Origin of the sequence: Amycolatopsis sp. NPDC004625, assembly GCF_040609695.1 — a bacterium.
Lineage (GTDB): Bacteria > Actinomycetota > Actinomycetes > Mycobacteriales > Pseudonocardiaceae > Amycolatopsis.
Genome location: NZ_JBEXKX010000087.1, coordinates 1 through 23,112 on the forward strand (window position 1 = coordinate 1; position 23,112 = coordinate 23,112).

22 protein-coding genes and 1 pseudogene are annotated in these 23,112 nt (G+C 70.6%); 11 read left to right on the forward strand and 12 right to left on the reverse strand.

Annotation, left to right across the window (positions count from 1 at the left end; genetic code table 11):
• The 4 genes and pseudogenes from ABZW17_RS44845 to ABZW17_RS44860 form a co-directional block, all read left to right on the forward strand.
• A pseudogene (locus ABZW17_RS44845) lies at nt 1-362 on the forward strand (Crp/Fnr family transcriptional regulator); the annotation flags it as partial.
• Nucleotides 363-539 (forward strand): hypothetical protein, encoded by a 177-nt coding sequence (locus ABZW17_RS44850; RefSeq protein WP_354828534.1) that lies wholly within the window; start codon nt 363-365, stop codon nt 537-539.
• Nucleotides 536-1,927, forward strand: a complete 1,392-nt coding sequence (locus ABZW17_RS44855; protein WP_354828537.1) for a family 2B encapsulin nanocompartment shell protein — start codon at nt 536-538, stop codon at nt 1,925-1,927. The genes ABZW17_RS44850 and ABZW17_RS44855 overlap by 4 nt, the downstream gene beginning before the upstream one ends.
• Complete coding sequence (locus ABZW17_RS44860) at nt 1,924-2,943, forward strand: family 2 encapsulin nanocompartment cargo protein polyprenyl transferase (RefSeq protein WP_354828540.1); 1,020 nt, start codon at nt 1,924-1,926, stop codon at nt 2,941-2,943. The genes ABZW17_RS44855 and ABZW17_RS44860 overlap by 4 nt, the downstream gene beginning before the upstream one ends.
• Nucleotides 2,944-3,063: 120 nt before the next feature.
• Here ABZW17_RS44860 and ABZW17_RS44865 read toward each other — a convergent pair whose 3' ends face one another.
• Nucleotides 3,064-4,194, reverse strand: a complete 1,131-nt coding sequence (locus ABZW17_RS44865; protein WP_354828543.1) for a CapA family protein — start codon at nt 4,192-4,194, stop codon at nt 3,064-3,066.
• Nucleotides 4,195-4,563: 369 nt separating this feature from the next.
• Here ABZW17_RS44865 and ABZW17_RS44870 point away from each other — a divergent pair, with 369 nt between their 5' ends.
• The 5 genes from ABZW17_RS44870 (at nt 4,564) to ABZW17_RS44890 (ending at nt 9,974) form a co-directional block, all read left to right on the forward strand.
• Nucleotides 4,564-5,538, forward strand: a complete 975-nt coding sequence (locus tag ABZW17_RS44870) for a substrate-binding domain-containing protein (RefSeq protein ID WP_354828546.1) — start codon at nt 4,564-4,566, stop codon at nt 5,536-5,538.
• Between the two features lie 75 nt (nt 5,539-5,613).
• Nucleotides 5,614-7,152, forward strand: a complete 1,539-nt coding sequence (locus ABZW17_RS44875; protein ID WP_354828549.1) for a sugar ABC transporter ATP-binding protein — start codon at nt 5,614-5,616, stop codon at nt 7,150-7,152.
• Complete coding sequence (locus ABZW17_RS44880; protein ID WP_354828551.1) at nt 7,149-8,174, forward strand: ABC transporter permease; 1,026 nt, start codon at nt 7,149-7,151, stop codon at nt 8,172-8,174. Before ABZW17_RS44875 ends, ABZW17_RS44880 begins: the two co-directional genes overlap by 4 nt.
• Nucleotides 8,171-8,815 carry an FCD domain-containing protein gene (locus ABZW17_RS44885; RefSeq protein WP_354828554.1) on the forward strand — a complete coding sequence of 215 codons (645 nt, stop codon included), beginning with the start codon at nt 8,171-8,173 and terminating at the stop codon, nt 8,813-8,815. Before ABZW17_RS44880 ends, ABZW17_RS44885 begins: the two co-directional genes overlap by 4 nt.
• Nucleotides 8,816-8,894: 79 nt before the next feature.
• Nucleotides 8,895-9,974, forward strand: a complete 1,080-nt coding sequence (locus tag ABZW17_RS44890; protein WP_354828557.1) for a glycoside hydrolase family 88 protein — start codon at nt 8,895-8,897, stop codon at nt 9,972-9,974.
• Nucleotides 9,975-10,033: 59 nt separating this feature from the next.
• Here the strand turns inward: ABZW17_RS44890 and ABZW17_RS44895 are convergent, their stop codons facing one another.
• The 6 genes from ABZW17_RS44895 to ABZW17_RS44920 form a co-directional block, all read right to left on the reverse strand.
• On the reverse strand, nt 10,034-11,344 hold the full coding sequence (locus tag ABZW17_RS44895; RefSeq protein WP_354828560.1) for a DNA polymerase IV: 1,311 nt from the start codon (nt 11,342-11,344) through the stop codon (nt 10,034-10,036).
• A 1-nt stretch (nt 11,345) separates the two neighbouring features.
• Nucleotides 11,346-11,657 carry a transcriptional regulator gene (locus tag ABZW17_RS44900; RefSeq protein WP_354828563.1) on the reverse strand — a complete coding sequence of 104 codons (312 nt, stop codon included), beginning with the start codon at nt 11,655-11,657 and terminating at the stop codon, nt 11,346-11,348.
• Nucleotides 11,654-12,277 carry a hypothetical protein gene (locus ABZW17_RS44905; RefSeq protein WP_354828566.1) on the reverse strand — a complete coding sequence of 208 codons (624 nt, stop codon included), beginning with the start codon at nt 12,275-12,277 and terminating at the stop codon, nt 11,654-11,656. The genes ABZW17_RS44900 and ABZW17_RS44905 overlap by 4 nt, the downstream gene beginning before the upstream one ends.
• Before the next feature lie 57 nt (nt 12,278-12,334).
• Complete coding sequence (locus tag ABZW17_RS44910) at nt 12,335-13,066, reverse strand: ABC transporter permease (protein WP_354828568.1); 732 nt, start codon at nt 13,064-13,066, stop codon at nt 12,335-12,337.
• Nucleotides 13,063-13,962, reverse strand: coding sequence for an ABC transporter ATP-binding protein (locus ABZW17_RS44915; protein WP_354828571.1), 900 nt, complete (start codon nt 13,960-13,962; stop codon nt 13,063-13,065). The genes ABZW17_RS44910 and ABZW17_RS44915 overlap by 4 nt, the downstream gene beginning before the upstream one ends.
• Nucleotides 13,963-14,127: 165 nt before the next feature.
• Nucleotides 14,128-15,705, reverse strand: a complete 1,578-nt coding sequence (locus ABZW17_RS44920; protein WP_354828592.1) for an alpha/beta hydrolase — start codon at nt 15,703-15,705, stop codon at nt 14,128-14,130.
• A 288-nt stretch (nt 15,706-15,993) separates the two neighbouring features.
• Between ABZW17_RS44920 and ABZW17_RS44925 the strand changes: the two genes are divergently transcribed.
• Nucleotides 15,994-17,166, forward strand: coding sequence for a macrolide family glycosyltransferase (locus tag ABZW17_RS44925; RefSeq protein ID WP_354828574.1), 1,173 nt, complete (start codon nt 15,994-15,996; stop codon nt 17,164-17,166).
• Here ABZW17_RS44925 and ABZW17_RS44930 read toward each other — a convergent pair whose 3' ends face one another.
• From ABZW17_RS44930 to ABZW17_RS44950, 5 genes are read right to left on the reverse strand one after another with little or no spacing between them, the layout of a single operon-like run.
• The gene (locus tag ABZW17_RS44930; protein ID WP_354828577.1) at nt 17,167-17,544 is read right to left on the reverse strand and encodes a hypothetical protein; all 378 of its coding nucleotides are present in this window, start codon (nt 17,542-17,544) and stop codon (nt 17,167-17,169) included.
• Between the two features lie 44 nt (nt 17,545-17,588).
• Entirely contained in the window at nt 17,589-19,307 is a 1,719-nt protein-coding gene (locus ABZW17_RS44935; RefSeq protein ID WP_354828580.1) for an aminotransferase class V-fold PLP-dependent enzyme, read from the reverse strand.
• Nucleotides 19,304-20,071: an amino acid ABC transporter ATP-binding protein gene (locus tag ABZW17_RS44940; protein ID WP_354828583.1), complete on the reverse strand. Its 768-nt coding sequence runs from the start codon at nt 20,069-20,071 to the stop codon at nt 19,304-19,306. Before ABZW17_RS44940 ends, ABZW17_RS44935 begins: the two co-directional genes overlap by 4 nt.
• The gene (locus ABZW17_RS44945) at nt 20,064-20,942 is read right to left on the reverse strand and encodes an amino acid ABC transporter permease (protein ID WP_354828595.1); all 879 of its coding nucleotides are present in this window, start codon (nt 20,940-20,942) and stop codon (nt 20,064-20,066) included. Before ABZW17_RS44945 ends, ABZW17_RS44940 begins: the two co-directional genes overlap by 8 nt.
• Nucleotide 20,943: 1 nt before the next feature.
• Nucleotides 20,944-21,891 (reverse strand): ABC transporter substrate-binding protein, encoded by a 948-nt coding sequence (locus tag ABZW17_RS44950; protein WP_354828586.1) that lies wholly within the window; start codon nt 21,889-21,891, stop codon nt 20,944-20,946.
• A 97-nt stretch (nt 21,892-21,988) separates the two neighbouring features.
• Between ABZW17_RS44950 and ABZW17_RS44955 the strand changes: the two genes are divergently transcribed.
• Nucleotides 21,989-22,972, forward strand: coding sequence for a Gfo/Idh/MocA family oxidoreductase (locus tag ABZW17_RS44955; protein ID WP_354828589.1), 984 nt, complete (start codon nt 21,989-21,991; stop codon nt 22,970-22,972).
• Nucleotides 22,973-23,112 lie beyond the last annotated feature (140 nt).

Genomic DNA, 23,112 nt, shown 5'->3' on the forward strand with positions numbered 1-23,112 from the left:
TCGCCGCCTTCGGCCGCGAATGCACCAAAGCCGGCCTCTACCCCACCAGCGTCGACCTCGGCGGCCACCACGTCCCCGCCTGGCGCGGCATCCCCCTCCTCCCCTGCAACAAAATCCCCGTCACCGACACCCGCACCAGCTCCATCCTGCTCATGCGCACCGGCGAACAAAACCAAGGCGTCGTCGGCCTCCACCAAACCGGCCTCCCCGACGAATACCAACCCGGCCTCAACGTCCGCTTCATGGGCATCAACGACCAAGCCCTCATCTCCTACCTCGTCTCCGCCTACTACTCCGCCGCCGTCCTCGTCCCCGACGCCCTCGCCGTCCTCGAATCCGCCGAAATCGGCCGGGAGGAGTAGATGCCCGAGCCGACCACCCCGCCCCGGGTGCCCGAAGTGGACGTTCAGCCGCCCGTCCTGCCCGCGTCGGCGTTCGGGCCGACCGGGCTCGGCACCACCGCCGCCCGGGTCGTGCCGCAGTCCGGCGGCGCCCGTCCGCCCGAAGCACCCGAACCCGATCGGCGCGTGAAACCGTGACTGTCACCGAAGAAACGGCGTCGCTGCAGCTTTCGCTGAGCGTCACAGCGGCGCGGACGCTGACCACGACGACCAAGTCGCTGCCGCAGATGCGCGGCATCACCACCCGCTGGCTGCTGTCCCAGCTGCCCTGGGTGGACGTCCCGGCCGGCAGCTACCGGGTGAACCGGCGGCTGACCTACACCGTCGGCGACGGCAAGGTCAGCTTCTTCACCACCGGCGCCCGCGTGCAGGTCGTGCCCGCCGAGCTCACGGAACTCGCGCTGCTGCGCGACTTCGGCGACGAGAACGCCCTCGCCGCGCTGGCGGACGCGTTCGAGCAGCGCGAATACGAGGCCGGCGCGACGCTGTTCACCGCCGGGACGCCGCAGGACATGCTGGTGCTGCTCGCGCACGGCAAGGTCACGCGCCACACGCCCGGCGAGTACGGCGACGAGGTCCACCTCGGCACCTCCGCCGACGGCGACCACTTCGGCGAGGAACTCCTCAGCAGCGACGCCGGCACGTGGGCGTTCACCGCCCGGGCGGCCACCCGCGTGATCGCGCTGGTGCTGCCCGCCGCGGTCTACGCGCGGCTCAACGGCCGGTCGGAATCCCTGCGCACCCACGTCGCGGAAGCCCTGTCACGGCCGCGGAAACCCCAGAACGCCAAGGGGGAAGCGGCGATCGACCTGACCGCCGGCCACGACGGCGAGCCGGTCCTGCCCGGCACCTACGTCGACTACGACCCTTCGCCGCGGGAGTACGACCTGGCCGTCGCGCAGACGCTGCTGCACGTCCACACGCGCGTCACGGACCTCTACAACCAGCCGATGAACCAGCTCGAGCAGCAGCTGCGGCTGACCGTGGAAGCGTTGCGGGAGCGGCAGGAACACGAACTGGTCAACAACACCGACTTCGGGTTGCTGCACAACGCGGACCTCAAGCAGCGCATCACCACCCGCAGCGGGCCGCCGACCCCGCACGACCTGGACGACCTGCTCACCCGCCGGCGCAAGACCCGGTTCTTCCTGGCGCACCCGCAGGCCATCGCCGCGTTCGGCCGCGAGTGCACCGCCCGCCGGATCTACCCGGACACGACGACCCTCGACGGCCGGCGCGTCACCGCCTGGCGCGGCGTCCCGATGCTGCCGTGCGACAAGATCCCGATCGGCCCCGCCGGCACCACGTCCATCCTCGCGCTGCGCACCGGCGAAGCCGACGCCGGCGTGATCGGCCTGCGCCCGGAGTCCCTGCCGGACGAATACCAGCCGGGGCTGAACGTGCGGTTCGTCGGGACGAACGAACGGGCCGTCACGACCTACCTCGTGAGCGCCTACCACTCCGCGGCCGTGCTCGTGCCCGACGCGCTCGGCGTCCTGGACGACGTCCAGATCGGCCGCTCATGACGGCCATGAACACGCGGACCCCGGCGCGGCCGCTCGCCGACGTCCTCGCGTGGAGCAAGGGCCTGGTCGACCCGGCGCTGCGGGCCGCCGCCGAGCGGCTGCCGGACGCGATGCGGCGGATCGCCGGCTACCACCTCGGCTGGTGGGACGCGGACGGGCGGGCGGCTTCGGCGGACGGCGGCAAGGCGCTGCGGCCGGCGTTGGTGCTGCTGTGCGCGGAAGCGGCCGGCGGTGACCCGGCCGACGCCGTCCCCGCCGCCGTCGCGGTCGAGCTCGTGCACAACTTCTCGCTGCTGCACGACGACGTCATGGACGGCGACACGACCCGGCGGCACCGGCCGACGGCGTGGACGGTGTTCGGCATCGGACCGGCCGTGCTGGCCGGGGACGCGTTGCTGAGCCTGGCGTTCGAGGTGCTGGCCCCGAGCGGCGCGCCGAACGCGCGGCTGCTGTCGGCCGCGGTCCTGGCCCTGAACGAGGGCCAGGCCGCGGACCTCGACTTCGAGCAGCGCGAAGACGTCACCCCGGGCGAGTGCGTGCGGATGGCGGAGGGCAAGACGGCGGCCCTGCTCGGAGCGGCGTGTGCGCTGGGCGCGGCGTCCGGGCCGCGTCCCGCGGACGGCTTCGGCGCGTTCGGCCGGGCGCTCGGGCTGGCGTTCCAGCACATCGACGACCTGCTCGGCATCTGGGGCGACCCGGCCGTCACCGGCAAGCCGGTGTACTCGGACCTGCAGAACCGCAAGAAGTCCCTGCCGGTGGTGACGGCCCTGTGTTCGGGCACGGGCGAGGCCGCGGAACTCGCCGCCCTCTACGCCCGTCAAGAGCCCCTCGGCCCGGCGGACCTGGCCCACGCGGCCACCCTGGTGGAGGCCGCGGGCGGCCGTCAGTGGAGCCAGGCCCAGGCCGACGCCCTCCTGGCCAAGGCCCTCCGCGACCTCACGGCAACCGCCCCGGCCCCCCGCCCCGCCGCCGAACTCACGTCCCTGGCCCGCCTGATCACCACCCGCACCCACTGAACCCCGTACCGGAACAGCGAACTCGCGTACCTGGACAGTCGGTTCGCGTACCTGGAGGGTCGGCTCGCTGTCCGACCCTCTGGGTACGCGAACCGACCCTCTGGGTACGCGAGTTCGCCGTTACTTGCCGGGGCGGGTCAGGCCGGATTTGTCGGCTTTGAGACTGAGGATGTTCTTGTCCGTGTCCTGGAGGGCCTTGGTCACCTGGGCAGACGGTGGGGATGTCGACAAGTCGATCAGGCGGATGGGGGTGTTCAGCTTGATCAGGGTGGGGATGTACTCGGCTTTGTCGACCTTCCAGCGGTCGCCGTCGCGGACGAAGCGGAAGCGGGCCGCCGCGCCTTCCTCCGTGTCGCCCTTCGGTTCGGAGTGGCGGGCGACGCTGTTGCCGAGCCCGTAGGCCACCCACTTGTCGCCGATCTTCTCGAACGGCTGGACCACGTGCGCGTGGTGGCCGACGATCAGGTCGATGTCGTCCGACGCCAGCAGCTTCTTGGCCTGGGACCGCTGTTCGGCCGTCGGGTCGTGCTGGTACTCGACGCCCCAGTGCAGGCTCGCGATGACGACCTGCGCGCCCGCCTCGCGGGCCTTGCGAGCCGCCGCCAGCACGTCGTCGACGTCGATCTGGTTGGCCAGCCACGGCTTCCCGGCCGGCACTTTGATGCCGTTGAACCCGAACGCGTACGACACCTGCGCGACCTTGACGCCGTGGACGTCGAGGATCAGCGGTTTCGCGGCCTCGGCGGCCGACCGCGCCGAGCCGGTGTGCTTGATGCCGGCGGCGTCGAGCTTGTCGAGGGTGCGGGTGACGCCCTCGGCACCCTGGTCGATCGTGTGGTTGGACGACGTCGAGCAGGTGTCGTAGCCGGTGTCCTTGATCGCGTCGGCGATCTCCGGCGGCGCGCTGAACGACGGATACCCGCTGTAGGGCCCACCCTCCGGCGCCAGCGGCGTCTCGAGGTGGCAGATGCCGAGGTCGGCGCCGGAAACCAGCGGCTTGATCCCGGCCAGCAGGGGCCGGTAGTCGATCTTCCCGCCGCCGTCGGCCTCGGCCTGCTCGGTCAGCGCCGGATGGATCAGGACGTCCCCGGTGGCGACGACGCTGAACGACCCCTCGGGCGCGGCACCCGAGGAGGAGGCCGCGGCCTCCGGGAACGGCGTCGGCGCCGGTCCGGACGGCTGCGGCGGCGGGCTGCACGCGGCGGCCAGGACGGCGATCCCGGCGAGCGCGGCGACGCGGTGCTTCGTCATCGGGTCCCCCTAACGTGGTCCGGCCATCCTGCCAGCCGGGCGAATCGGACAGCGATGCCGTCCAGGTCCACCGTGAAACTTCCACCACAGTCGACAACACCGATCAGAACATTCGCACAGGACAAAACCGGACAACGCGCAGGGTAGACCGGAAAAAATACGATAATTGAAGCGCATGCTTGCCACGATGCAACTACGCAGAGTAGGTCTCGCTCCGCTAACTGCGCCTTGACGCTCCTCGAACGGGTGTTTTGTAATACGAGTCACTTCGCGGTACCCGACCCGCACCACTCGTCCCCGGCCCCATGGGAGCACTCGATGTCCACATACCCGCACAGGTTCCGGACCTGGAGCGTTGTTGGTTGTTGTTTGATTTCCGGCCTCCTGCTGACCTCCTGCTCCTCCGGCAAGGACACCGCGGCGCCGCAGCAGCAGGCGCCGGCCAACGGCAAGATCACCCTGTACTACCTGCAGAAACAGGGCGACCAGCAGTACTTCGTCGAGCAGGCCCAGGGCGCGCAGGAGAAGGCGAAGGAGCTCGGCGTCGAGCTCAAGGTGGTCAACCTCGGCCAGGACGCCAACAAGGCGATCACCGAACTCGACGCGGCGGTCGCCCAGGGCGCCAACGGCGTCGCCATCGTCGTCCCCGACCAGGCCATCGGCCCGCAGGTGATCGACAAGGCCAAGAGCGCGGGCATCCCGCTGATCGCCTCCGACGACGTCATCAAGGACGGCACCGGCGCGAAGGCCCCGTTCGTCGGCTTCAACGGCAGCCAGATGGGCGACTCGGTCGGCACCGAGGCCGGCAAGCTGTACAAGGCCGCCGGCTGGGCCGCCGCCGACACGAAGATCATCAGCGCGTTCAAGCAGGACCTGACCGTCTGCACCGACCGCGTCAACGCCGCGAAGGCCGCGTTCGCCAAGTCCGCGGGTGCGGACGTCCAGGTGATCAACGTCGGCACCGACAACTCGCCGGTCGACGCGCAGAACCGCGCCGGCGCGGTGATCGGCTCCAACCCGGGCGTCAAGCACTGGGTGGTCTGGGGCTGCAACGACGAGAACGAGACCGGCGTCGTCACCGCGCTGGCCAACTCCGGCGTGCCGGCGAACAACATCATCGGCGTCGGGCTCGGCGCCTACCTCACCTGCAAGGACTGGGCCGCGGGCAAGGACACCGGCAACAAGTCCGCGCTCTACATCTCCGGCGCCGAGGTCGGCCGCTCGGCGATCCAGGTGCTGGTCGACAAGGTGAAGAACGGCAAGGACCTGCCGCCGGAGACGATCGCCAAGACCACGATCGTCAACAAGGACAACTACAAGCAGGCCGGCGTCAACTGCACCTGACCGCCCACCCCTCGTGAGTGGTAAGGCGGGTTAGAACCCGCCTTACCACTCACGACCGCCGTACGGAAGGCGACCATGTCCAGTTCTCCGCCCGCGCTCGCCGTCGAGGGCATCGGCAAGCGCTTCTCCGGGGTCACCGCCCTCGACGACGTCTCGCTGGAGTTCCGCTCCGGCGAAGTCCTCGCGCTGATGGGCGAAAACGGCGCCGGCAAGTCGACGCTGCTGCGCGTGCTGTCCGGCGACCAGGGCCCGGACGACGGCCGGCTGCTCCTGGACGGCACCGAGGTCACCTTCGACACCCCGCGCGCGGCGATGGCCGCCGGGGTGCGCGTGATCTACCAGGAACCCGAGATCATCCCGCACGTTTCGGTGGCGGAGAACGTCTTCGTCGGCGAACTCCCCGCGAAGGCGCGCGTGTTCAGCCGCCGCACGCTCACCAAGGCCACGCAGGACGCGCTGGCCGAGTACGGCTTCGAGGGCGTCCTCAACCCGGCCACGCTCGGCGTCGCGCTCTCCCCCGCGCAACGCCAGCTCGTCGAGATCCTGCGCGTGCTCACCGCGGCCACGCCCCCGCGCGTGATCGCCTTCGACGAGCCGACGTCGTCGCTGTCGGAACACGAGGTGGAGGCGCTGTTCCGGCTGATCGGGCGGCTGCGCGACAGCGGCGTCGCGGTCGTCTACGTCTCGCACCGGATGAAGGAGATCTTCCAGCTCGCCGACCGCGTCGCCGTGCTTCGCGACGGCAAGCTCGTCGGCGTCCAGCAGGCCGCGGAGACCGACGAGCCGAGCCTGGTGCGGATGATGATCGGGCGTGACCTGTCGGCGCTCGAACGCCGGACCACGCAGGACACCGGCGACGTCGTGCTGAAGCTCGACGACGTCACCACCGACGACGTCACCGGCATTTCGCTGCAGGTCCGCGCGGGCGAGGTCGTCTGCCTGGCCGGGCTCGTCGGGGCCGGGCGGTCCGAACTGGCCCGCGCGATCGTCGGCGACCTGCCGATCCGGTCCGGGACCGTCGAACTCGACGGCAAACGGCTGCGCGCGCACAACCCGGGTGACGCCGTGAAGGCCGGCATCGGCTTCGCGCCCGAAGAGCGCAAGACAGACGCGTTGCTCATGCAGCGGTCCGTACGCGACAACGTCTCCATCGCCGTCCTCGATCGGCTTCGCCGCTTCCGGGTGGTGAAGCGCGCGAAGGAACGCGCGCTCGTCGAGGAGTACGTACGCGAGCTTCGCGTGCGGACGCCGTCGATGGAGCAGGAAGTCCGGAAGCTCTCCGGCGGCAACCAGCAGAAGGCCGTCCTCGCGCGCTGGCTCGCGCGGCGGCCGAAGCTGCTGATCCTCGACGAGCCGACGCGCGGGGTCGACGTCGGCGCGAAGGCCGAGATCTACCGGATCATCGACGGCCTCGCCGCGGAAGGCATCGCCCTGCTGGTCATCTCCTCCGACCTGCCCGAGGTGCTGACGCTGGCCGACCGCATCCTCGTGATGCGCGCCGGACGTCTCGCGGGCGAACTCGGCCGCGAAGAGGCGACCGAGGAAGCCGTGCTGACCCTCGCCATCCCCGAAACCGAACCAGCCGTGGACGAAGCCCAGGAGATCGGCGCATGAGCACCCCCACCAAGGAAACGTCGGCGCCCGCCGCCCTGCCGCAGCCGAGCGCCGCACGCCGGGTGCTGTCCGGCATCGGCGTGCAGAACTCCAGCCTGATCATCACGCTGATCGCGTTGATCGTGCTGCTGAGCATCCTGAACGACAACTTCCTGCGCACCAACAACCTGCTGCTCATCGGCAGCGCGATCACCATCATGGGGCTGCTGGCCCTGGTCCAGACGCTGGTGATCATCCTGGGCGCGCTGGACATCTCGGTCGGTTCGATGGCCGGGCTCGCGTCGGTCGTCTCGGCGATGGTGTTCACCTCGACCGGGAACTCCGAGGTGGGCATCCTCGCCGCGGTCGGCGTCGGCATCCTGTGCGGCCTGGTCAACGGCCTGATCATCATCTTCGGGCGGGTCAACCCGGTGGTGGCGACGCTGGCCATGCTCGCCACCTACAAGGGCATCGCGCAGGTCATCTCCGACGGCAAGGCGCAGGGCTACACCGGCGGCGACGACCTGTTCATCTTCCTGGCCAAGGGGTCCGTGCTCGGGCTGCCGTCGCTGGTGTGGGTGTTCCTGATCGTCGCGGCGCTGCTGCACTTCCTGCTCAAGTACACCGACATCGGCCGCAACGTCTACGCCATCGGCGGCAACGACACCGCCGCCCGGCTGGCCGGCATCAACATCAACCGGTACATCATCGGCGTGTACGCCCTGGTCGGCGTGGTCGCGGCGATCGCGGGCGTGCTGATCACCGCGCGCACCGGCTCCGGCCAGCCGACGTCGGGGTCCGAGGGCCTGGAACTGCAGGCCGTCACCGGGGCCGCGCTCGGCGGCACGATGCTCAAGGGCGGCCGCGGGTCGATCATTTCGACCGTGCTCGCGGTGATCATCCTGGGCGTGCTCGACAACGGCATGTCCGGCCTCGGGATCAACCCGTTCTGGCAGAACGTCGCCCACGGCGCGCTGCTGGTGATCGCGGTCGTGCTGCAACAGCTGCGCAGCGGGGAACGGCGCGTCGGCCTGCCGGAGTGAACCTCCACGCCCGCATCGTCGACGAACTGGGCCGGCTCATCGTCGAAGGGGCCCTCGGGGACGGGCAGCCGCTCGTCCCCGAGGACCTCGGCCGCCGGTTCTCCGCGTCCCGGACGGTGGTCCGCGAGGCGTTGCGCGTGCTGGAGTCCAAGGGCATGGTCACGGCGCGGCCGCGGGTCGGGACGTGGACGCTGCCGCCCGAGGCGTGGGACGCGATCGACCCGGACGTCATCGCCTGGCGCGTCGGCGGCCCCGACGGGCGCGCGCACCTGGACGAGCTGCTGGAACTGCGGCTGGCGATCGAACCGCAGGCGGCCCGGATGGCGGCGCGGCACCGGCGTCCGGACGAGCTCTCGGCGATGGCGGCCGCGTACGGGCAGATGGCCGACGCGGTCGAGCGTGGCGACGGCGAGGCGTTCCGGGACGCCGATTCGCGGTTCCACGCGGCGCTGATCCGGGCGTCGGGGAACGCGCTGATCGCGCAGCTGCAGGTGCCGGTGATCGCCGCGCTGAAGGCGAACGGCGAGCCGATGGAGCTGGTGGCGCATTCCCGGGTGCTGACGCTGGTGCTGGCGAAGAACGCCGACGGCGCCGAAGCCGTGTCCCGCCGGTTGCTGGAAACCGTTGCGGCGTACCGGTGATCGGTACCTTGACACGGTTACCGGGAAGCGCTTCACTCGCTGCGGATGACCGCCGCCATGAGCTGAGGAGGACGCTTTCATGCGTTTCCCGGGAATTCGCGGTTCCGGCGTGCTCGCGGCCGCGGCGGTGGCCGGCAGTCTCTTCGCTGCCCCGGTGGCCGCCTCCGCCGCGACCTGCCCCGTTTCGGACGAAATGGTGTCCGCGGGCAACTACTGGGTGGCCAACGGGACGAACCTCGACGCGCCGGACTGGCAGAACGCGACGTTCCACGTGGGCAACCTGGCGCTGGTCCGGACCACCGGCCAGTCCAACCACAAGACGTACCCCTGGGCGCAGGCCAACAAGTACCTGCTCCCGGACGACCCGAAGCGGCCGTTCTTCCCGGACAACCAGGCCGCCGGCGAGGCGTACCTGGACCTGTACACGTACTTCCACCCGGAAATCCCCCTGGACTCGATCCGCACGCGGATCCGGGCCGAGGTGGCTTCGGTGCAGGCCGGCCACCGCGACTACTGGAACTACGTCGACGCGCTGAACATGGCGATGCCGTCGTTCGCGCGGATGAGCCTGATCGACCACGATCCGTCCTATCTGGACGCGATGGACCAGCTGTTCCGGTCGTCGGAACGCAAGCTGTTCAACGAGTTCACCGGGCTGTGGTACCGCGACGCGCGGTTCAAGGGCTCGGGCGTGTTCTGGTCGCGCGGCAACGGCTGGGCCCTGTCGGCGTTGACGAAGGTCCTCCAGGTGCTGCCGACCGACGACCCGCGGCGGCCGGAGTACCTGCGGGTGTTCAAGAAGATGGCTTTCTCACTGGCTCTGGTCCAGCGTCGTGACGGGTTCTGGAACGCGGACCTGCTGAACCCGTGGGACCACGGCGGCCCGGAGACCAGCGGCACGGCGTTCTTCACGTACGGCCTCGGCTGGGGCATCACGGCGGGCATCCTCGACGCGGCCCGCTTCCGCCCGGTGGTGGACAAGGCGTGGACGGCGCTGTCGACGAAGGCGCTGCAGCCGAGCGGCTTGGTGGGATACGTCCAGCCGGTGGGCGACCGCCCGGCGACGGCCCACGCAACGGACACCGCGGCCTACGGCGTGGGCGCGTTCCTCCTGGCGGGCCAGGAAGTCGCCAAGCTGCAGGGCTGCTCGGCCGAGTAGTCCCCCACCCCTCGTGAGTGAGAAACAGTGTTAGAACACTGTTTCTCACTCACGAGGGGTCAGCGCAGGCAGTCGCCGGGGTCGCCGCGGGTCAGGGCGGGGTCCGACTGGGGGAAGGTCCGGGCGATGCCGGGTCCCGACGACCGGTGCTCGAAGCGGACCGTCACCCGGCCGTGGCCCGCGCCCTGGACCCAGCCCGTGCCGAACTCCTCGTGGACCACGTCGTCGCCCTGGCGCCACTCCGACGGCGGTGCCGCCGGAGCCGGCGCCGGGGCCGAAGACACCACCGTCGACGGCACGGAAGGCGCGGCCAAGGAAAACAAAGCGTCCTGGTGCGGGACGGAAAGCCCGCTGTAGGCCACCCCCGCCAGGCGGATGCCGCCGAAATCCGCCGGGTCGATCAGGAGCCTCTCCGCCGTGGCCGACAGCTCGGCCAGGTCGTCCGTGGGCGCCGAGATCGTCTCCGAGCGGGTCACCGTGTGCATGTCCGTGTGGCGCAGCTTGATCACCACCGTCCGGGCCACCCGGCCGGCCTTCAGCAGGCGCTGGTGCGCGCCCACCGCGATCCGGCGGACCTCCGCCCGCAGCGTGGCCAGGTCCTTGATGTCGGTGTCGAACGTCGTTTCGGCGCTGACCTGCTTGGTTTCCGCGCGGCCGGCCACCGGGCGGTCGTCGGCGCCGGTCGCGAGCCGCCGCAGTTCGCGGCCGACCACGCCGCCCAGGGTGGCCACCGCGTCCTGTTCGGACAGTGCCGCCAGCTGGCCGAGCGTCTGGACGTCGATGAACCGCAGCTTCCCCTCGGCGACCGGGCCGATGCCCCACAGCGCGCGCACCGGCAGCGGCGCCAGGAACTCCCGTTCGGTGCCCTGCGGCACCACCAGCAGCCCGTCCGGCTTGGCCTCGTCGGAGGCGATCTTCGCGATCTGCTTGCCGTTGCCCGCCCCGATCGACGCCACCAGCCCGGTCTCGGCACGAATCCGCGCCCGCAGCGACGCGCAGAACGCCATGACCTCGTCCAACGAGGCCCCGGCGAGCGACGCCGGCTCGGCGAAGGCTTCGTCGAGGGAAATCTTCTCCAGCACCGGCGCGACCTCGGTGACGACGGCGAAGACCTCCTGGCTGAGCCGTTCGTAGACGCGGAACCGCGGTGGCACGATGACGCCGTTCGCCGGCAGCAGCCGCCGGGCCTGGGCCATCGGCATCGCCGACCGGATGCCGAACACGCGCGACTCGTAGCTCGCGCCGGCGACGACCCCGCGCGGCCCGAGCCCGCCGACGAGCACCGGGCGCCCGGCCAGCGTCGGGCGGGTGAGCTGCTCGGCCGACGCGTAGAAGGCGTCCAGGTCGAGGTGGATCACCCAGCGGCCCACGTCAGTCCCCGCCGGTGGCGTCCAGCAGCTGGTGCAGCGCCTTGGTGTAGCTCTCGAACGCCGCCCGCCCGGCCGCGGTGAGCCGCACGAGGGTGACCGGCGTGCGGTGCTCGTAGGCCTTGGTGATCTCGACGTACTCGGCGTCCTCGAGCTTGCGCAGGTGCGTCGAGAGGTTGCCGGCCGTCATTTCCAGGAGCTGCTGCAGCCTCGGGAAGGTGATCTGGTCGCCGGGGCGCAGCCCGGCGAGCGCGACCGTGACCCGCAGCCGCGCCTGGGCGTGGATGACCGGGTCGAGCTGCGGCAGTTCGCTCATCGGCCGGTCTTCTCGCGGACGAAGTAGACGATCGCGCCCAGCAGGAACCCGCCACCGCCGCAGACGGTGAGCACGAGGAAGTTCGCCGGGTACCCGACCAGCACGCTCAGCGCGGCCGACACGATCATCCACGCGCCGAGGCCGTACATCAGCTTGTCCTGCCACACCATGCCGCCCGCCAGGTACATCACGCCGGTCAGCAGCAGCCACGTGCCGGTCCACAGCAGCGACACCTGGTCCGGCGTCAGCGTCTGGAACTGCGTGATGCGGATGTCGACGACCATCAGCCCGATCGAGGACATCGCCCAGCCGTAGCCGTACATCGCGCCGATCGTGCGGGACGGCCCGCGGATGCCGCGGCCGGAGCGGATGCTGGTGAAGGTCGTGTAGCCGACGGCGCCGAGGAACAGCAGCGGGACGACGATGCCGCCGGCGACCCAGCCGGGCACGTCGACCCCGGGCAGCGTCGTGACGTAGGTGAACCCCCAGCCGACGATCCAGGCGAGGGCCCAGGCCGCGAGGATCCGCGCCTGGCCCCCGCCCAGTTCCCGGCGCGTCCGCCGGTGCTGCCGGGCGATCAGGTGCAACGACTCCTCCGCCGACATCGGCTCGTCATCCACCTGGTTCGCCCCTCTCCCGTGCAGACCCCGCATCACTGCACGGAAGCTAACACGCATCTAGAGCCGGGCCGTGTCCAGCCGGAACCGGCGCATCACGACCAGGGCGGGCACGAGCAGCCAGCCCGCGAGCACCAGCGCCGCCACCCAGGTCCCCGAGGTGTGCGTCAGCGGGTCGAGGCCGACGCGGCGCAGCCAGTAGGTCGGCAGGAAGTGCGCCAGTGTCGACATCCAGCCGGGCAGGATCTCCAGCGGGATCCACAGGCCGCCGAGCATGCCGAGCGGCATCATCAGCGCGCCGGTGACCGCACCGACCGTGTCCCCCTTGCCGAACAGGCCGATCGCCAGGCCGAGGACGGCGAACGGGAGCGTGGCCGCCCACAGGAAGACCAGCTGGCTGCCCCACTGGGCCGCGGTGAGCGGTTCCCCGCGCAGGAACCCGACGAAGAAGATCGCCACCAGCACCGGCAGGGCCACCGCCATCGCCGAAGCGACCTTGACGGCCAGGTAGCCGGGGCCGCGCATCGGCGTGAGCCGCAGCTGCCGCTGCCAGCCGTCCGTGCGTTCCTGCGCCACCCGGGTGCCGGTGAACAGCGCACCGCTGCTGGCGCCGTACGCGGCCATGCCGATCATCGTCTGGGTGCTCGAGTGCATGCCGTTGTCCAGCACGTAGTCGCCGAAGATGGCCCCGAAGAGCAGGTACATCGCGACCGGCATGCCGATGGTGAACAGGGTGAACTGCGGGCTGCGGACGATCCGCTTGATCTCCAGGGTCAGGTACGTCGTGTTCACGCGGCGGCCTCTTCTGCGGTCAGCGCCAGGAAGGCCTCTTCGAGGCCGAGCGCGGTGATTTCGATGTCGGACGCGGCCGGGTGGGCCACGAGCAGGGCGCGGATGGCGGCGTCGGAGTCGGCGCAGGCCAGCTCGGCGCGGCCGGCGCGCAGCTGCACGCTCGTGACGCCCGGCAGGTGCGCCAGCTCCGCCTCGGTGGCGCCCGGGACGGCGGCCTTCAGCACCCGGCCGGACACCGCGGCCCGGACCTCGGCGACCGGGCCGTCGGCGACGACGGCGCCGTGGCGCATCAGCACGACGCGGTCGGCGTAGTCCTCGGCCTCGGCGAGGTAGTGGGTCGCGAACAGCACGGTCCGGCCGCCCGCGGCGTACTCGCGGATGGCCGCCCAGAACGCGCGCCTGCCGTCGACGTCCATCGCCGCGGTGGGCTCGTCGAGCACGAGCACCTGCGGGTCGCCGGCCAGCGCGAGCGCGAACCGGACGCGCTGCCGTTCGCCGCCGGAGAGCTTGCCGCAGCGGCGTTTCACGAGCTTTTCGAGCCCCGCGCGGGCGATCACCTCGTCGGCGGGCAGCGGCTTCCGGTGCGTCGAGACGACCAGGCCGACGATCTCGCCGACCGTGACGTCCGGCAGCAGCGCGCCGTTCTGCATCATCGCGCCGACGAGCCCCCGGTCGACGGCGTCCTGCGGGCTGCCGCCCGCGACGGTGACCTCCCCCGCGTCCGGCTTGGTCAGGCCGAGCAGCATGTCGACGGTGGTCGACTTGCCCGCGCCGTTCGGCCCGAGCAGCGCGACGACCTCGCCGCGCGCGACCTCGACGGACACCCCGCCGACCGCCGTGACCTGCCCGAACCGTTTGGTGAGGCCGTGGAGCGCGAACGCCGGTCCCCCAGTCATGGCGTCCTCCTTTCGTGGACTTTGCGTTTCAAACTCGATCTGCACTTTGTAACACAAAGTCCGCGCAGCTTCAAAGCCCCCGGCGCCGAAAACCACGCTGAGCCCATGAAGAAGCGGGGTGCCGGACACTGGGCCCGACACCCCGCTTCAAGGGGTTTTAGCAGGTCAGCCGGTGAACCGCCCGGCAACGAGACCCTGCGTCGCCGCGACGGCGTCGGCCGTGGCGGCCTTGGCCGCGGTCGGCGCCGGCGGCGTCGGCTGGGGCAGCGGGGCGCACTCGACGTCGGCCGTGCGGCCCGGCTTGCGGGCCGGGAGCGCACCCGTCGCCAGGTAGTCCGCGATCTTGTTGTCGACGCAGGCGTTGCCGCGCGGGGTGATCGCGTGGCTGGTGCCGCCCGGCTCCGCGATCAGCGAAGCACCCGGGAACCGGCTGCGGATCTCGAGGCTGCCTTCGAACGGCGTCGCCGCGTCGAGCGTCTCGTCGATCATCAGCACGCTCTGCACACCCCGGCCGTCGACCTTGGCCGGCTTCCCGGCCTTCGCGGGCCAGTACAGGCAGGGCGCGTTGAACCACGCGTTCTGCCAGGTGAAGTACGGCGCCTTGGCGAACGTCTTCCAGTTGTCGCGCTTCCACTGGTTCCAGCTCTGCGGCCACTGGACGTCGGTGCACTGCACGGCGAGGTACACCGCGTAGCCGTTGTCGTCGCCGCGGCCGCCGAACGCCTCGAACAGCGTCTTCCAGTTCTGCCAGTCACCCTTGTTGACGAACCGGGACAGCGCGTCGCCCAGCAGCGTCCACCGCAGCTGGTAGTAGCTGGCCTGCTGGATGACGTCGAGGATCTCGTCCGGCCCGATCACGCCGCCGGCGGGGTTGAACTGCGCCTTGAGCAGCTGCTCGTTGACCACGCGCTGCACCGCGGCCTGGGTCTTGCCGAGGTGGTAGACGTCGTCGTGCTGGGCGACCCAGCCGAACCAGATCAGGATGTTCTTGTCGAAGGCGACGTCCTGGTTGAGGTTGTCGCCGTACCAGACACCACGCGGGTCGACCGTCGAGTCGAGCACCATCCGGCGGACGTTCTGCGGGTACAGCGAGCCGTACACCTGGCCGAGGTAGGTGCCGTAGGAGTAGCCGTAGAAGTTCAGCTGCCGCTGGCCGAGCGCCTTGCGGATGGAGTCCATGTCCTGGACCGTGTCCGTGGTCTTCATGTTCTCCAGCAGCGCGCGCGAGTTGTTCTTCGCGCAGGCTTCGGCGTACCCCTTGGAGCGGTCGAGCCAGGTCTTCTCCAGCTGCGGGGTGAACGGCACGTACTGCGGCCGGTTGTAGTCCATGTAGTTCGGGTCGCAGCTCAGCGCGGGCTTGCTGGCGCCGACCCCGCGCGGGTCGAAGCCGATCCAGTCGTAGGCGTCGCCGGCGTGGTTGGGCACGCGCGGGCCGCGGGTGGCCAGCAGCAGGCCGGACCCGCCGGGGCCGCCGGGGTTGGTCAGCATGACGCCCTGGTACTGCGCGTCGGCCACCTTGTGCTTGACGCGGCTGACGGCGAGCTGGATCTGCTCCCCGCCGGGCCGGCGGTAGTCGAGCGGGACCGAGAGGTACCCGCAGTCGGCACCGGCGGCGACCAGCGTCGGATCGGTGCACGCACCCCAGGCGATCGACGCCTGTCCCCCGGGTGCGGCCGGCGCGGCGTTCGCGGCGGGCGCGGCCACGAGCGCGGACGCCGTCGCGGCGGCAGCCACCGCGGCCATTACGGCACGTCTCACTGTTTTCTCCCTTTCCCCTGCGACTTCGGGCGGGAGAACCCTAGACCCGGCGGCGCCCCGGCGGGACGGTCAAACGGGTGCGGGCCCGCGAATGCCCTACGAAAGGTGGAAATCGGGTGGCGCGGGCGATCCGGGACCCCGTACGGTCGGTCCCATGATCTTCTTCATCCGGCTCCGCCTCGTCTGAGACGGCGTGACCGCCGGGCTCCCCGCCGATCGGGAGGGTCCCTTCACCTGCGCGCCGTCTGTTTCTCCTCGTCTTGAAGGAGCACCATGCTGCGCAAACACATCGTCATGGTCGGCTGCACCGCGCCGAGCCACATCTACCCGTCGCTGGGCGTGCTCGCCGAGCTGGTCCGCCGCGGCCACCGGGTGTCCTACGTCGTCGGCGCGCCGCTGGCGTCGCTGGTCGCACCGACCGGCGCGGAGGTCGTCGAGCACCCGACGTCGTTCCCGCTCGGCGAGGCGGCCGCGTGGCCGGAGGAGCCGGCCGAAGCCATGCGCGTCTTCCTCGACGAGGCCATCGCGATCCACCCGTCGTTGACCGCCCGGTTCGACGAGGACCGGCCGGATCTGGTGCTGTACGACATCGGCGGCCTGGGTGCGCCCCTGCTGGGGCTGCGGTACGGCGTCCCGGCCGTCCAGCTGTCGCCGACACTGGTGGCGTGGGAAGGCTACGACGAGGAAATGGCTCCGGTGCTGGAGCCGATCAAGGCGTCACCGTCCGGAGTGGACTACGCCGGGACATATGCGGCCTGGCTGGCGTCCCACGGCGTTTCGGCCGACCCGTGGGAGTGGATCGGGCACCCGTCGCAGGTGCTTTCGCTGATCCCGCGGGCGATGCAGCCGAACGCGGACCGAGTCGGGCCGCACGTGCGGTTCGTCGGGCCGTGCCTGGATCCCGCACGGCTGGCCGACCGGTCGTGGACGCCACCGTCATCGGGCCGCCGGGTCCTGCTCGTGTCGTTCGGGACGGCGTACAACGACCAGCTTCCGGTGTACCGGGCGTGTGTTTCCGCGTTCGCGGCAGACTGGCACGTCGTGATTTCGCTGGGCAAGCACGTCTCGCCCGCGAACCTGGGGCCGTTGCCGGACTCGGTGGAGGTGTTCGAGAGCGTGCCACAGCTGGCTGTGCTGGAAGCGGCGTCGGCGTTCATCACGCACGCCGGGATGGGCGGGGCGACGGAGGCGCTGTGGTTCGGGGTGCCGACGGTGGCGATTCCGCAGGCCGCGGACCAGTTCGGCAACGCGGCCCAGCTGGAGGCGCTGGGCGTCGGCCGTCACCTGCCTGCCGAGTCGGTGACGGCGGCATCCCTGCGGTCGGCGGTCGATGAGGTGTCTTCGTCGGCTTCGGTGGCATCGCGGCTGGCGGAGCTGAAGGCGGAGATTCGCGGCCACGGCGGGGTTTCCTTCGCCGCGGAGGCCGTGGAGTCCTGTATGGAATGACTAGGCGTGCCGCCGGACGAACGCCTCGATCAGCTGCTGCCGCTCCGCCGACGTCGCCCGCTCGAGTTCGACGGTGTCGCCGTCGATCGTCACCTTGATCTTGTGCTTGCCCGCCTGGCGGCCCAGCCACTCGCGCAGCGTCTCCACCAGGCCCGGGAACACGCCGCCGGCCGCGCTGAAGGCGACCATGAGCGAGCCGATCGTCACCGGGTCCGCGGCCTTCGCGCCCGGTGGGAGCTCACCCGGGACCGGCAGCACGTCCACGTCCAGCTCGCCCAGCTCGGCACGCAGCCGGCGGGCGAGCAGGTCGAACTCCTCGGCGTCCGCCTCGCCGTCCGCTTCGAGCCGGACCAGGGCCCGCGTGTCCGATTCGGTCATGCGCGCCATGGTCCGCCCGGGAAGCGCGGCTGGCAAGCGGCCGATCAGGCGCGGATTTCGTTGAGGTAGTTGTAGATCGTGTAGCGGGTGACGTCGAGGCGCCCGGCCAGGTGGTCGACCGCGTCCTTGATGAGGAAATAACCGGCTTCGTCGAGTTCCCGCACGACCGCCGCCTTGTGGCGTTTCTTCATCAGGTCCACCGGGATGCCGGCCTTCGTCACCGCCCGGTCGACGAGGAACCGCTGCAGGCTGTCGACGTCCGGTGGGAAAGTCTCCGGCTCGCCGTTGCCGCCCGGGGACGCGGCCGTGTCGACGCTGTTGACGCACAGGCAGCCCACCGCGACACCGTCGGCATCGCGCAGGAACAACGTCGACGAGCGGATCGGCCGGCCGTCCGGGCCGTGCGTGCGGTAGTTCGTCAGGTCCTGGGTGGTGCCGCGGCGGACCAGGCCGAGCAGCAGGTCGGTCATCGGCCCGCCGACACGGCGGCCGGTGAGGTCGCCGGCGATGGCGACGATCGAGTCCGGCAGCCGGCTCAGGTCGTGCAGCAGGACTTCGTTGCCCGGCCCGAGCATCGCCGCGAGCCCCGGGATCGCCGGGACGAGCGCGGTGAGCACCTCGTGCGTCGTCGCGCCCGCGGCCGGGACGACCAGGGGTTCCCGTGGCCGCGTCAACGTCTCCAGCGCTTCCCGGAGCAGGTCCGCGGCTGCCGCCGGCGTCGAGGCGTGCGGCGACAGCCGGACGTGCTCGGGCCGGACGGTCGCGGCGATCCCCGCGTGGGCCAGGGCCGCGCCGACCTGCTCGGCCGGGTGGCCGGGCAGCGTGAACGCCAGGATCCCCGCCCGGCGGTCGACCGCCGAAACGACGTCGGCACCGCAGGCCGCCAGGACCTCCTCGAACGAGGTCAGCCGCTCGGCGATCCGGGCCGCGATGGCGCCGACACCCGTGTCCTCGACCAGCTCGAGGGCCTCGGCGAACGCGCCGGAAGTGATCGGGCTGAGGTTGGAGATCGACCAGGCCTGGGCGGTGTCGTCCGGCGGGTGGATCTCGTCGTCGAACAGGCCGGGGTCGCGCGCGCCGGTCCAGCCGGACAGCACCGGGTCCATCCGGTCGAGGGCGCGGTCGGAGAGTACCGCGAACCCGGTGCCCCAGCCCGCGCGCAGCCACTTCTGGCCGCCGACGACCAGTACGTCGGCGACCTCCCACGGCTCGTCGACGACGCCGAAGCCCTGGATGCCGTCGACGACCAGCAGCCGGTCGCCGACGACCTCGCGCAGGGCGGCGAGGTCGGCGCGGTGGCCGGTGCGGAAGTCGACGGCGCTGACGCTGACCGTCGTGATCTCCGGCGTCAACGCTTCCGCCACCCGCTCCGGGGTGACGTAACCGCTGGTCAGACGCCGGACGCGGAGCCGGCCGGCCTGCTCGGCGCGAGCCCAGGGGTAGGTGTTGGCCGGGAATTCCGACGCCGACACCAGCACCTCACCGGTGCTGTGGAAGGCGGCCTGGAACAGGCCGAGGCTGGTGTGCGGCAGCAGGACCGTGTGGTCGGTGTCCGAGCCGGACAGCCGCGCGGCGGCGGCCTTGGCCCGGATCTCCTGCCGCATCAGCTCGTCCACTGTGGACGGCCCGGCCGTGGTGGCCTGGTCGAGCAGGGCGGCGGTCGTGTCGAGCACCGCGTGCGACGGCGGGCCGAAGCGGGCGAAGTCGAGGTAGCCGGCGGGCTCGTCGAACTGGAGCAGGTACCGGGGCGAAATCCGCGTCACGCGAGGATCCTCGCCAGGAACTGCCGGGTGCGTTCGTGCTTCGGCGCGCTGAGGACCTGATCAGGCGGCCCGGTCTCGACGACGGCGCCGTCGGCCAGGAACACCACCTCGTCGGCGGCCTCCGCGGCGAAGCTCATCTCGTGCGTCACGACGACCATCGTCATCCCCTCCCCCGCCAACGTACTCATCACCTCGAGGACCTCGCCGACCAGCTCCGGGTCGAGCGCGGACGTCGGCTCGTCGAACAACATCAGCTTGGGTTTCATCGCCAGTGACCGCGCGATCGCCACCCGCTGCTGCTGCCCGCCGGACAGCTGCGCCGGGTAGGCGTCGGCCCGGTGTGCGAGCCCGACCCGGTCGAGCAGCTCGAGGCCCTGCTTGCGGGCTTCGTCGGCGCGAAGGCCGAGCACCCGGATCGGGCCCTCGACGACGTTCTCGATCGCGGTCCGGTGGGCGAAGAGGTTGAACCGCTGGAACACCATGCCGATGTCCCGCCGCTGGCGGGCGACCTCGCGTTCGCGCAGTTCGTACAGCTTCCCGCCGCGCTGCCGGAAGCCGATCGGCTCGCCGTCGACCCAGATCTGGCCGGCGTCGATCGTCTCGAGGTGGTTGATGCAGCGCAGGAACGTGCTCTTCCCGGCGCCGGACGGCCCGAGCAGGCAGACGACCTGTCCCTTGTGGACGTCCAGGTCGATGCCGCCGAGGACCTCGGTGTGGCCGTAGGACTTCCGGACGCCGACAGCACGCAACAGGGGCTCAGACACGGGCACTCCTCACCAGCGGAACTCCGCGCAACGCCTTGCCCGCACGGGCGAGCGGGCCGCGGTCGGCCTGCCCGAACGCGCGTTCCAGGTAGTGCTGCCCGACGCCGGCGACGGTCACCACGACCATGTACCAGACGGCCGCGGCCAGCAGCGTCTCCATGACCAGGAGGTTGTTGGACGAGATGTTGTTGGCCGCGTGGATCAGCTCGGTCACGCCGATCACCGACGCCATCGACGTGCCCTTGAGCATGTTGATGAAGTCGTTGCCGGTGGGCGGGATGATCACGCGCATGGCCTGCGGCAGCACGACCCGGCGCAGCGTGGCGGCGGGTGTCATGCCGATCGACTTCGCGGCCTCGGTCTGTCCACTGTCGACGCTGTTCAGCCCGGCGCGGACGATCTCGGCCATGTACGCGCTCTCGTTGAGCGCCAGGCCGAGGAATGCGGCGGTGAACGCGCTGATCAGCACGTTCGTCTGCTCGTGGACGAGGAACGGGATGTCGATCACCGGGAAGACGAGCGCCAGGTTGTACCAGAGCAGGATCTGCAGCAGCACGGGCAGGCCGCGGAAGATCCAGATGTACCCGGCGGCGAACCACCGCGCGACCGGGTTGGCGCTGCGGCGCAGCAGGGCGATGACGATGCCGAGCACGATCGCGACGGCCTGCGAAAGCACGGCGAGGACGACGGTGTTGAGCAGGCCGGTCGCCATCACCTTGTAGAAGACGAAGTCCGGGACCTGGTTCCACTCGATCTGCGCGTTGCCGAGGGCGACGCCGAGCAGGACGAGCAGCGCGACGATGATCGCGGCGGCGACCCAGCGGCCCCAGTGCCGCAGCCGGACGATCGGGAGCGGTTCGGGAGCCGCCACCTCACGATCCACCATTGACCGCGACCTCCTTGATCGCACCCTGCTCGACGCCCCAGGCCTGAAGGATCTTGCCGTAGGTGCCGTCGGTGACCAGGGCCTGCAGCGCTTTCTGCACGGAGTCGCGCAGCGCGGTGTTGGTCTTGTTGACGCCGATGCCGTACGGGCCGCCGTCGATCGGCTCACCCGGGACGACCTCGAAGAACTTGCCCTCCCCGGCCGTGCGCGAGATGTAGACGGCGCTGGGCAGGTCGTTGAGGATCGCCTGGACGCGGCCGGTGCGCAGCTGGTTCTGGTTCTGGTTGTCGCTGTCGGTCGCGGTGACGTCGACCGCGGGCTTGCCGGCCTGCGTGCACTTCGCGCTCTGCTCGCCGGCGAACTTCTGGTGGCTGGTGCCCTGCACGACGGCGACCTTCTTGCCGCAGAGCGTGTCCGGGCCGGTGATGCCGTCCGGGTTGCCCTTGCGGATCATGATCGTGATGCCCGAGGTGAAGTAGTCGACGAAGTCGATCTGCGCTTGGCGGGCCTTGGTGTCGTTCATCCCGGCCATCGTGAGGTCGATGCGGCCGGACTGGAGGCTGGTGATGAGCGAGCCGAAGGCCATGTCCTGGTGGGCGACGGGAACCCCGAGCTTGGCGGCGATCGCCTTGGCGAGATCGACCTCGTAGCCGATCGGGGTCTTGCCGTCGGCGGCGTAGAAGTTGTTGGGCGCGGACTGCAGGTTCGAGGCCAGGTGCAGGCCGGCCTGCTTGACGTTCGCCGGAAGACCCGCGTTGAGCTGGGCGTCCTTCTGCACACCCTGCACGATGGCGGCGGTGTCCGGAATGCCGGACGCGGGCGCCCCGGCGGCCTGCGACGTCCCACCGGCGCCGTCCGGACCGCCACCACAGGCCGTCACCAGCACGGCCAGGCTCGCGAGCAGCACCGCCTGCACGGCACGGGAACGGGACATAACGGACCTCCACTGTTCGGCTAGGGCGGACGCTACAACTCGTTGTTGAAGAGGTCAACTGCCTGTTGAAATCCCGGCCGGTGCTAACTTCGCGCCCATGACCCTGCGGATCGGCATCCTGGGGGCGGCCCGCATCGCCCCGGCGGCCCTGATCAAGCCCGCTGCAGCACTGCCTTCGGTATCGGTCACCGCAGTCGCGGCCCGCTCCCACGACCGGGCGCAAGCGTTTGCAACCAGGCACAACATCCCCGGGGTCTTCACCGGCTACGAGGAGCTGCTGGCGGATCCGGAGATCGACGCGGTCTACAACCCGCTACCCAACGGCCTCCACGGCCACTGGACCCGAGCGGCCCTGTCGGCCGGAAAACACGTGCTCTGCGAGAAGCCGTTCACGGCGAACGCGGACGAGGCTCGCGAGATAGCCGACCTGGCGGCAGCATCGGACCGCGTGGTGATGGAGGCGTTCCACTACCGGTACCACCCCTTGGCGTTGCGGGTGGAGGAGATCGTGGCGTCGGGCGAGCTGGGAACGTTGCAGCACGTGGAGACAGCGGTGTGCTTCCCCCTGCCGAAGTTCTCCGACATCAGGTACGACTACGACCTCGCGGGCGGGGCCACGATGGACGCAGGCTGCTACGCGGTCCACATGGCCCGCCTGTTCGGCGGCGAGACACCTTCGGTGGTGTCGGCGACCGCGAAGCTGCAATCACCATCAGTGGACCGAGCCATGACGGCGGAGCTGGCGTACCCCTCAGGCCACACGGGCCGCCTGACGTGCTCGATGTGGTCGTCATCGGTGTTGAAGATCAGCGCATCGGTGACCGGCTCCCGCGGTTCGATCCGGGTACTCAACCCCCTGATGCCCCAGATGTACCACCGTTTCACGGTCCGCACAGACGGAACCCGCCGAACGGAGAAGTTCCCCCGCCGACCAACATACGAATACCAGCTGGCCGCATTCGCAGAGGCGACCCTGAAAGAAACCCCACCAAAAACCTCAGCAGCTGACGCGATCAAAACGATGACGGTGATCGACGAGATCTACCGAGCAGCCGGCCTCCCCCTGCGCAAGCCAACCTGAGCCCACAAACCGACAAACGGCCGGCCGGCAACGCAAGCCGACCAACGACGTCCCCAGACCTCCCCCGCCCCTCATCCCAGCCATCAGTTCAGCCGGTGGCCGGGTTTGTCAAGGCATCTTTCCCGCCTTGACAAACCCGG

Excerpts from the sequence above, each read along its gene's own strand:
- ABZW17_RS44850 (WP_354828534.1), top strand. The coding sequence starts at position 363 with ATGCCCGAGCCGACCACCCCGCCCCGGGTGCCCGAAGTGGACGTTCAG.
- ABZW17_RS44860 (WP_354828540.1), top strand. The coding sequence starts at position 1,924 with ATGACGGCCATGAACACGCGGACCCCGGCGCGGCCGCTCGCCGACGTC.
- ABZW17_RS44865 (WP_354828543.1), bottom strand. The coding sequence starts at position 4,194 with ATGACGAAGCACCGCGTCGCCGCGCTCGCCGGGATCGCCGTCCTGGCC.
- ABZW17_RS44875 (WP_354828549.1), top strand. The coding sequence starts at position 5,614 with ATGTCCAGTTCTCCGCCCGCGCTCGCCGTCGAGGGCATCGGCAAGCGC.
- ABZW17_RS44880 (WP_354828551.1), top strand. The coding sequence starts at position 7,149 with ATGAGCACCCCCACCAAGGAAACGTCGGCGCCCGCCGCCCTGCCGCAG.
- ABZW17_RS44890 (WP_354828557.1), top strand. The coding sequence starts at position 8,895 with ATGCGTTTCCCGGGAATTCGCGGTTCCGGCGTGCTCGCGGCCGCGGCG.
- ABZW17_RS44900 (WP_354828563.1), bottom strand. The coding sequence starts at position 11,657 with ATGAGCGAACTGCCGCAGCTCGACCCGGTCATCCACGCCCAGGCGCGG.
- ABZW17_RS44915 (WP_354828571.1), bottom strand. The coding sequence starts at position 13,962 with ATGACTGGGGGACCGGCGTTCGCGCTCCACGGCCTCACCAAACGGTTC.
- ABZW17_RS44920 (WP_354828592.1), bottom strand. The coding sequence starts at position 15,705 with ATGGCCGCGGTGGCTGCCGCCGCGACGGCGTCCGCGCTCGTGGCCGCG.
- ABZW17_RS44925 (WP_354828574.1), top strand. The coding sequence starts at position 15,994 with ATGCTGCGCAAACACATCGTCATGGTCGGCTGCACCGCGCCGAGCCAC.
- ABZW17_RS44930 (WP_354828577.1), bottom strand. The coding sequence starts at position 17,544 with ATGACCGAATCGGACACGCGGGCCCTGGTCCGGCTCGAAGCGGACGGC.
- ABZW17_RS44950 (WP_354828586.1), bottom strand. The coding sequence starts at position 21,891 with ATGTCCCGTTCCCGTGCCGTGCAGGCGGTGCTGCTCGCGAGCCTGGCC.
- ABZW17_RS44955 (WP_354828589.1), top strand. The coding sequence starts at position 21,989 with ATGACCCTGCGGATCGGCATCCTGGGGGCGGCCCGCATCGCCCCGGCG.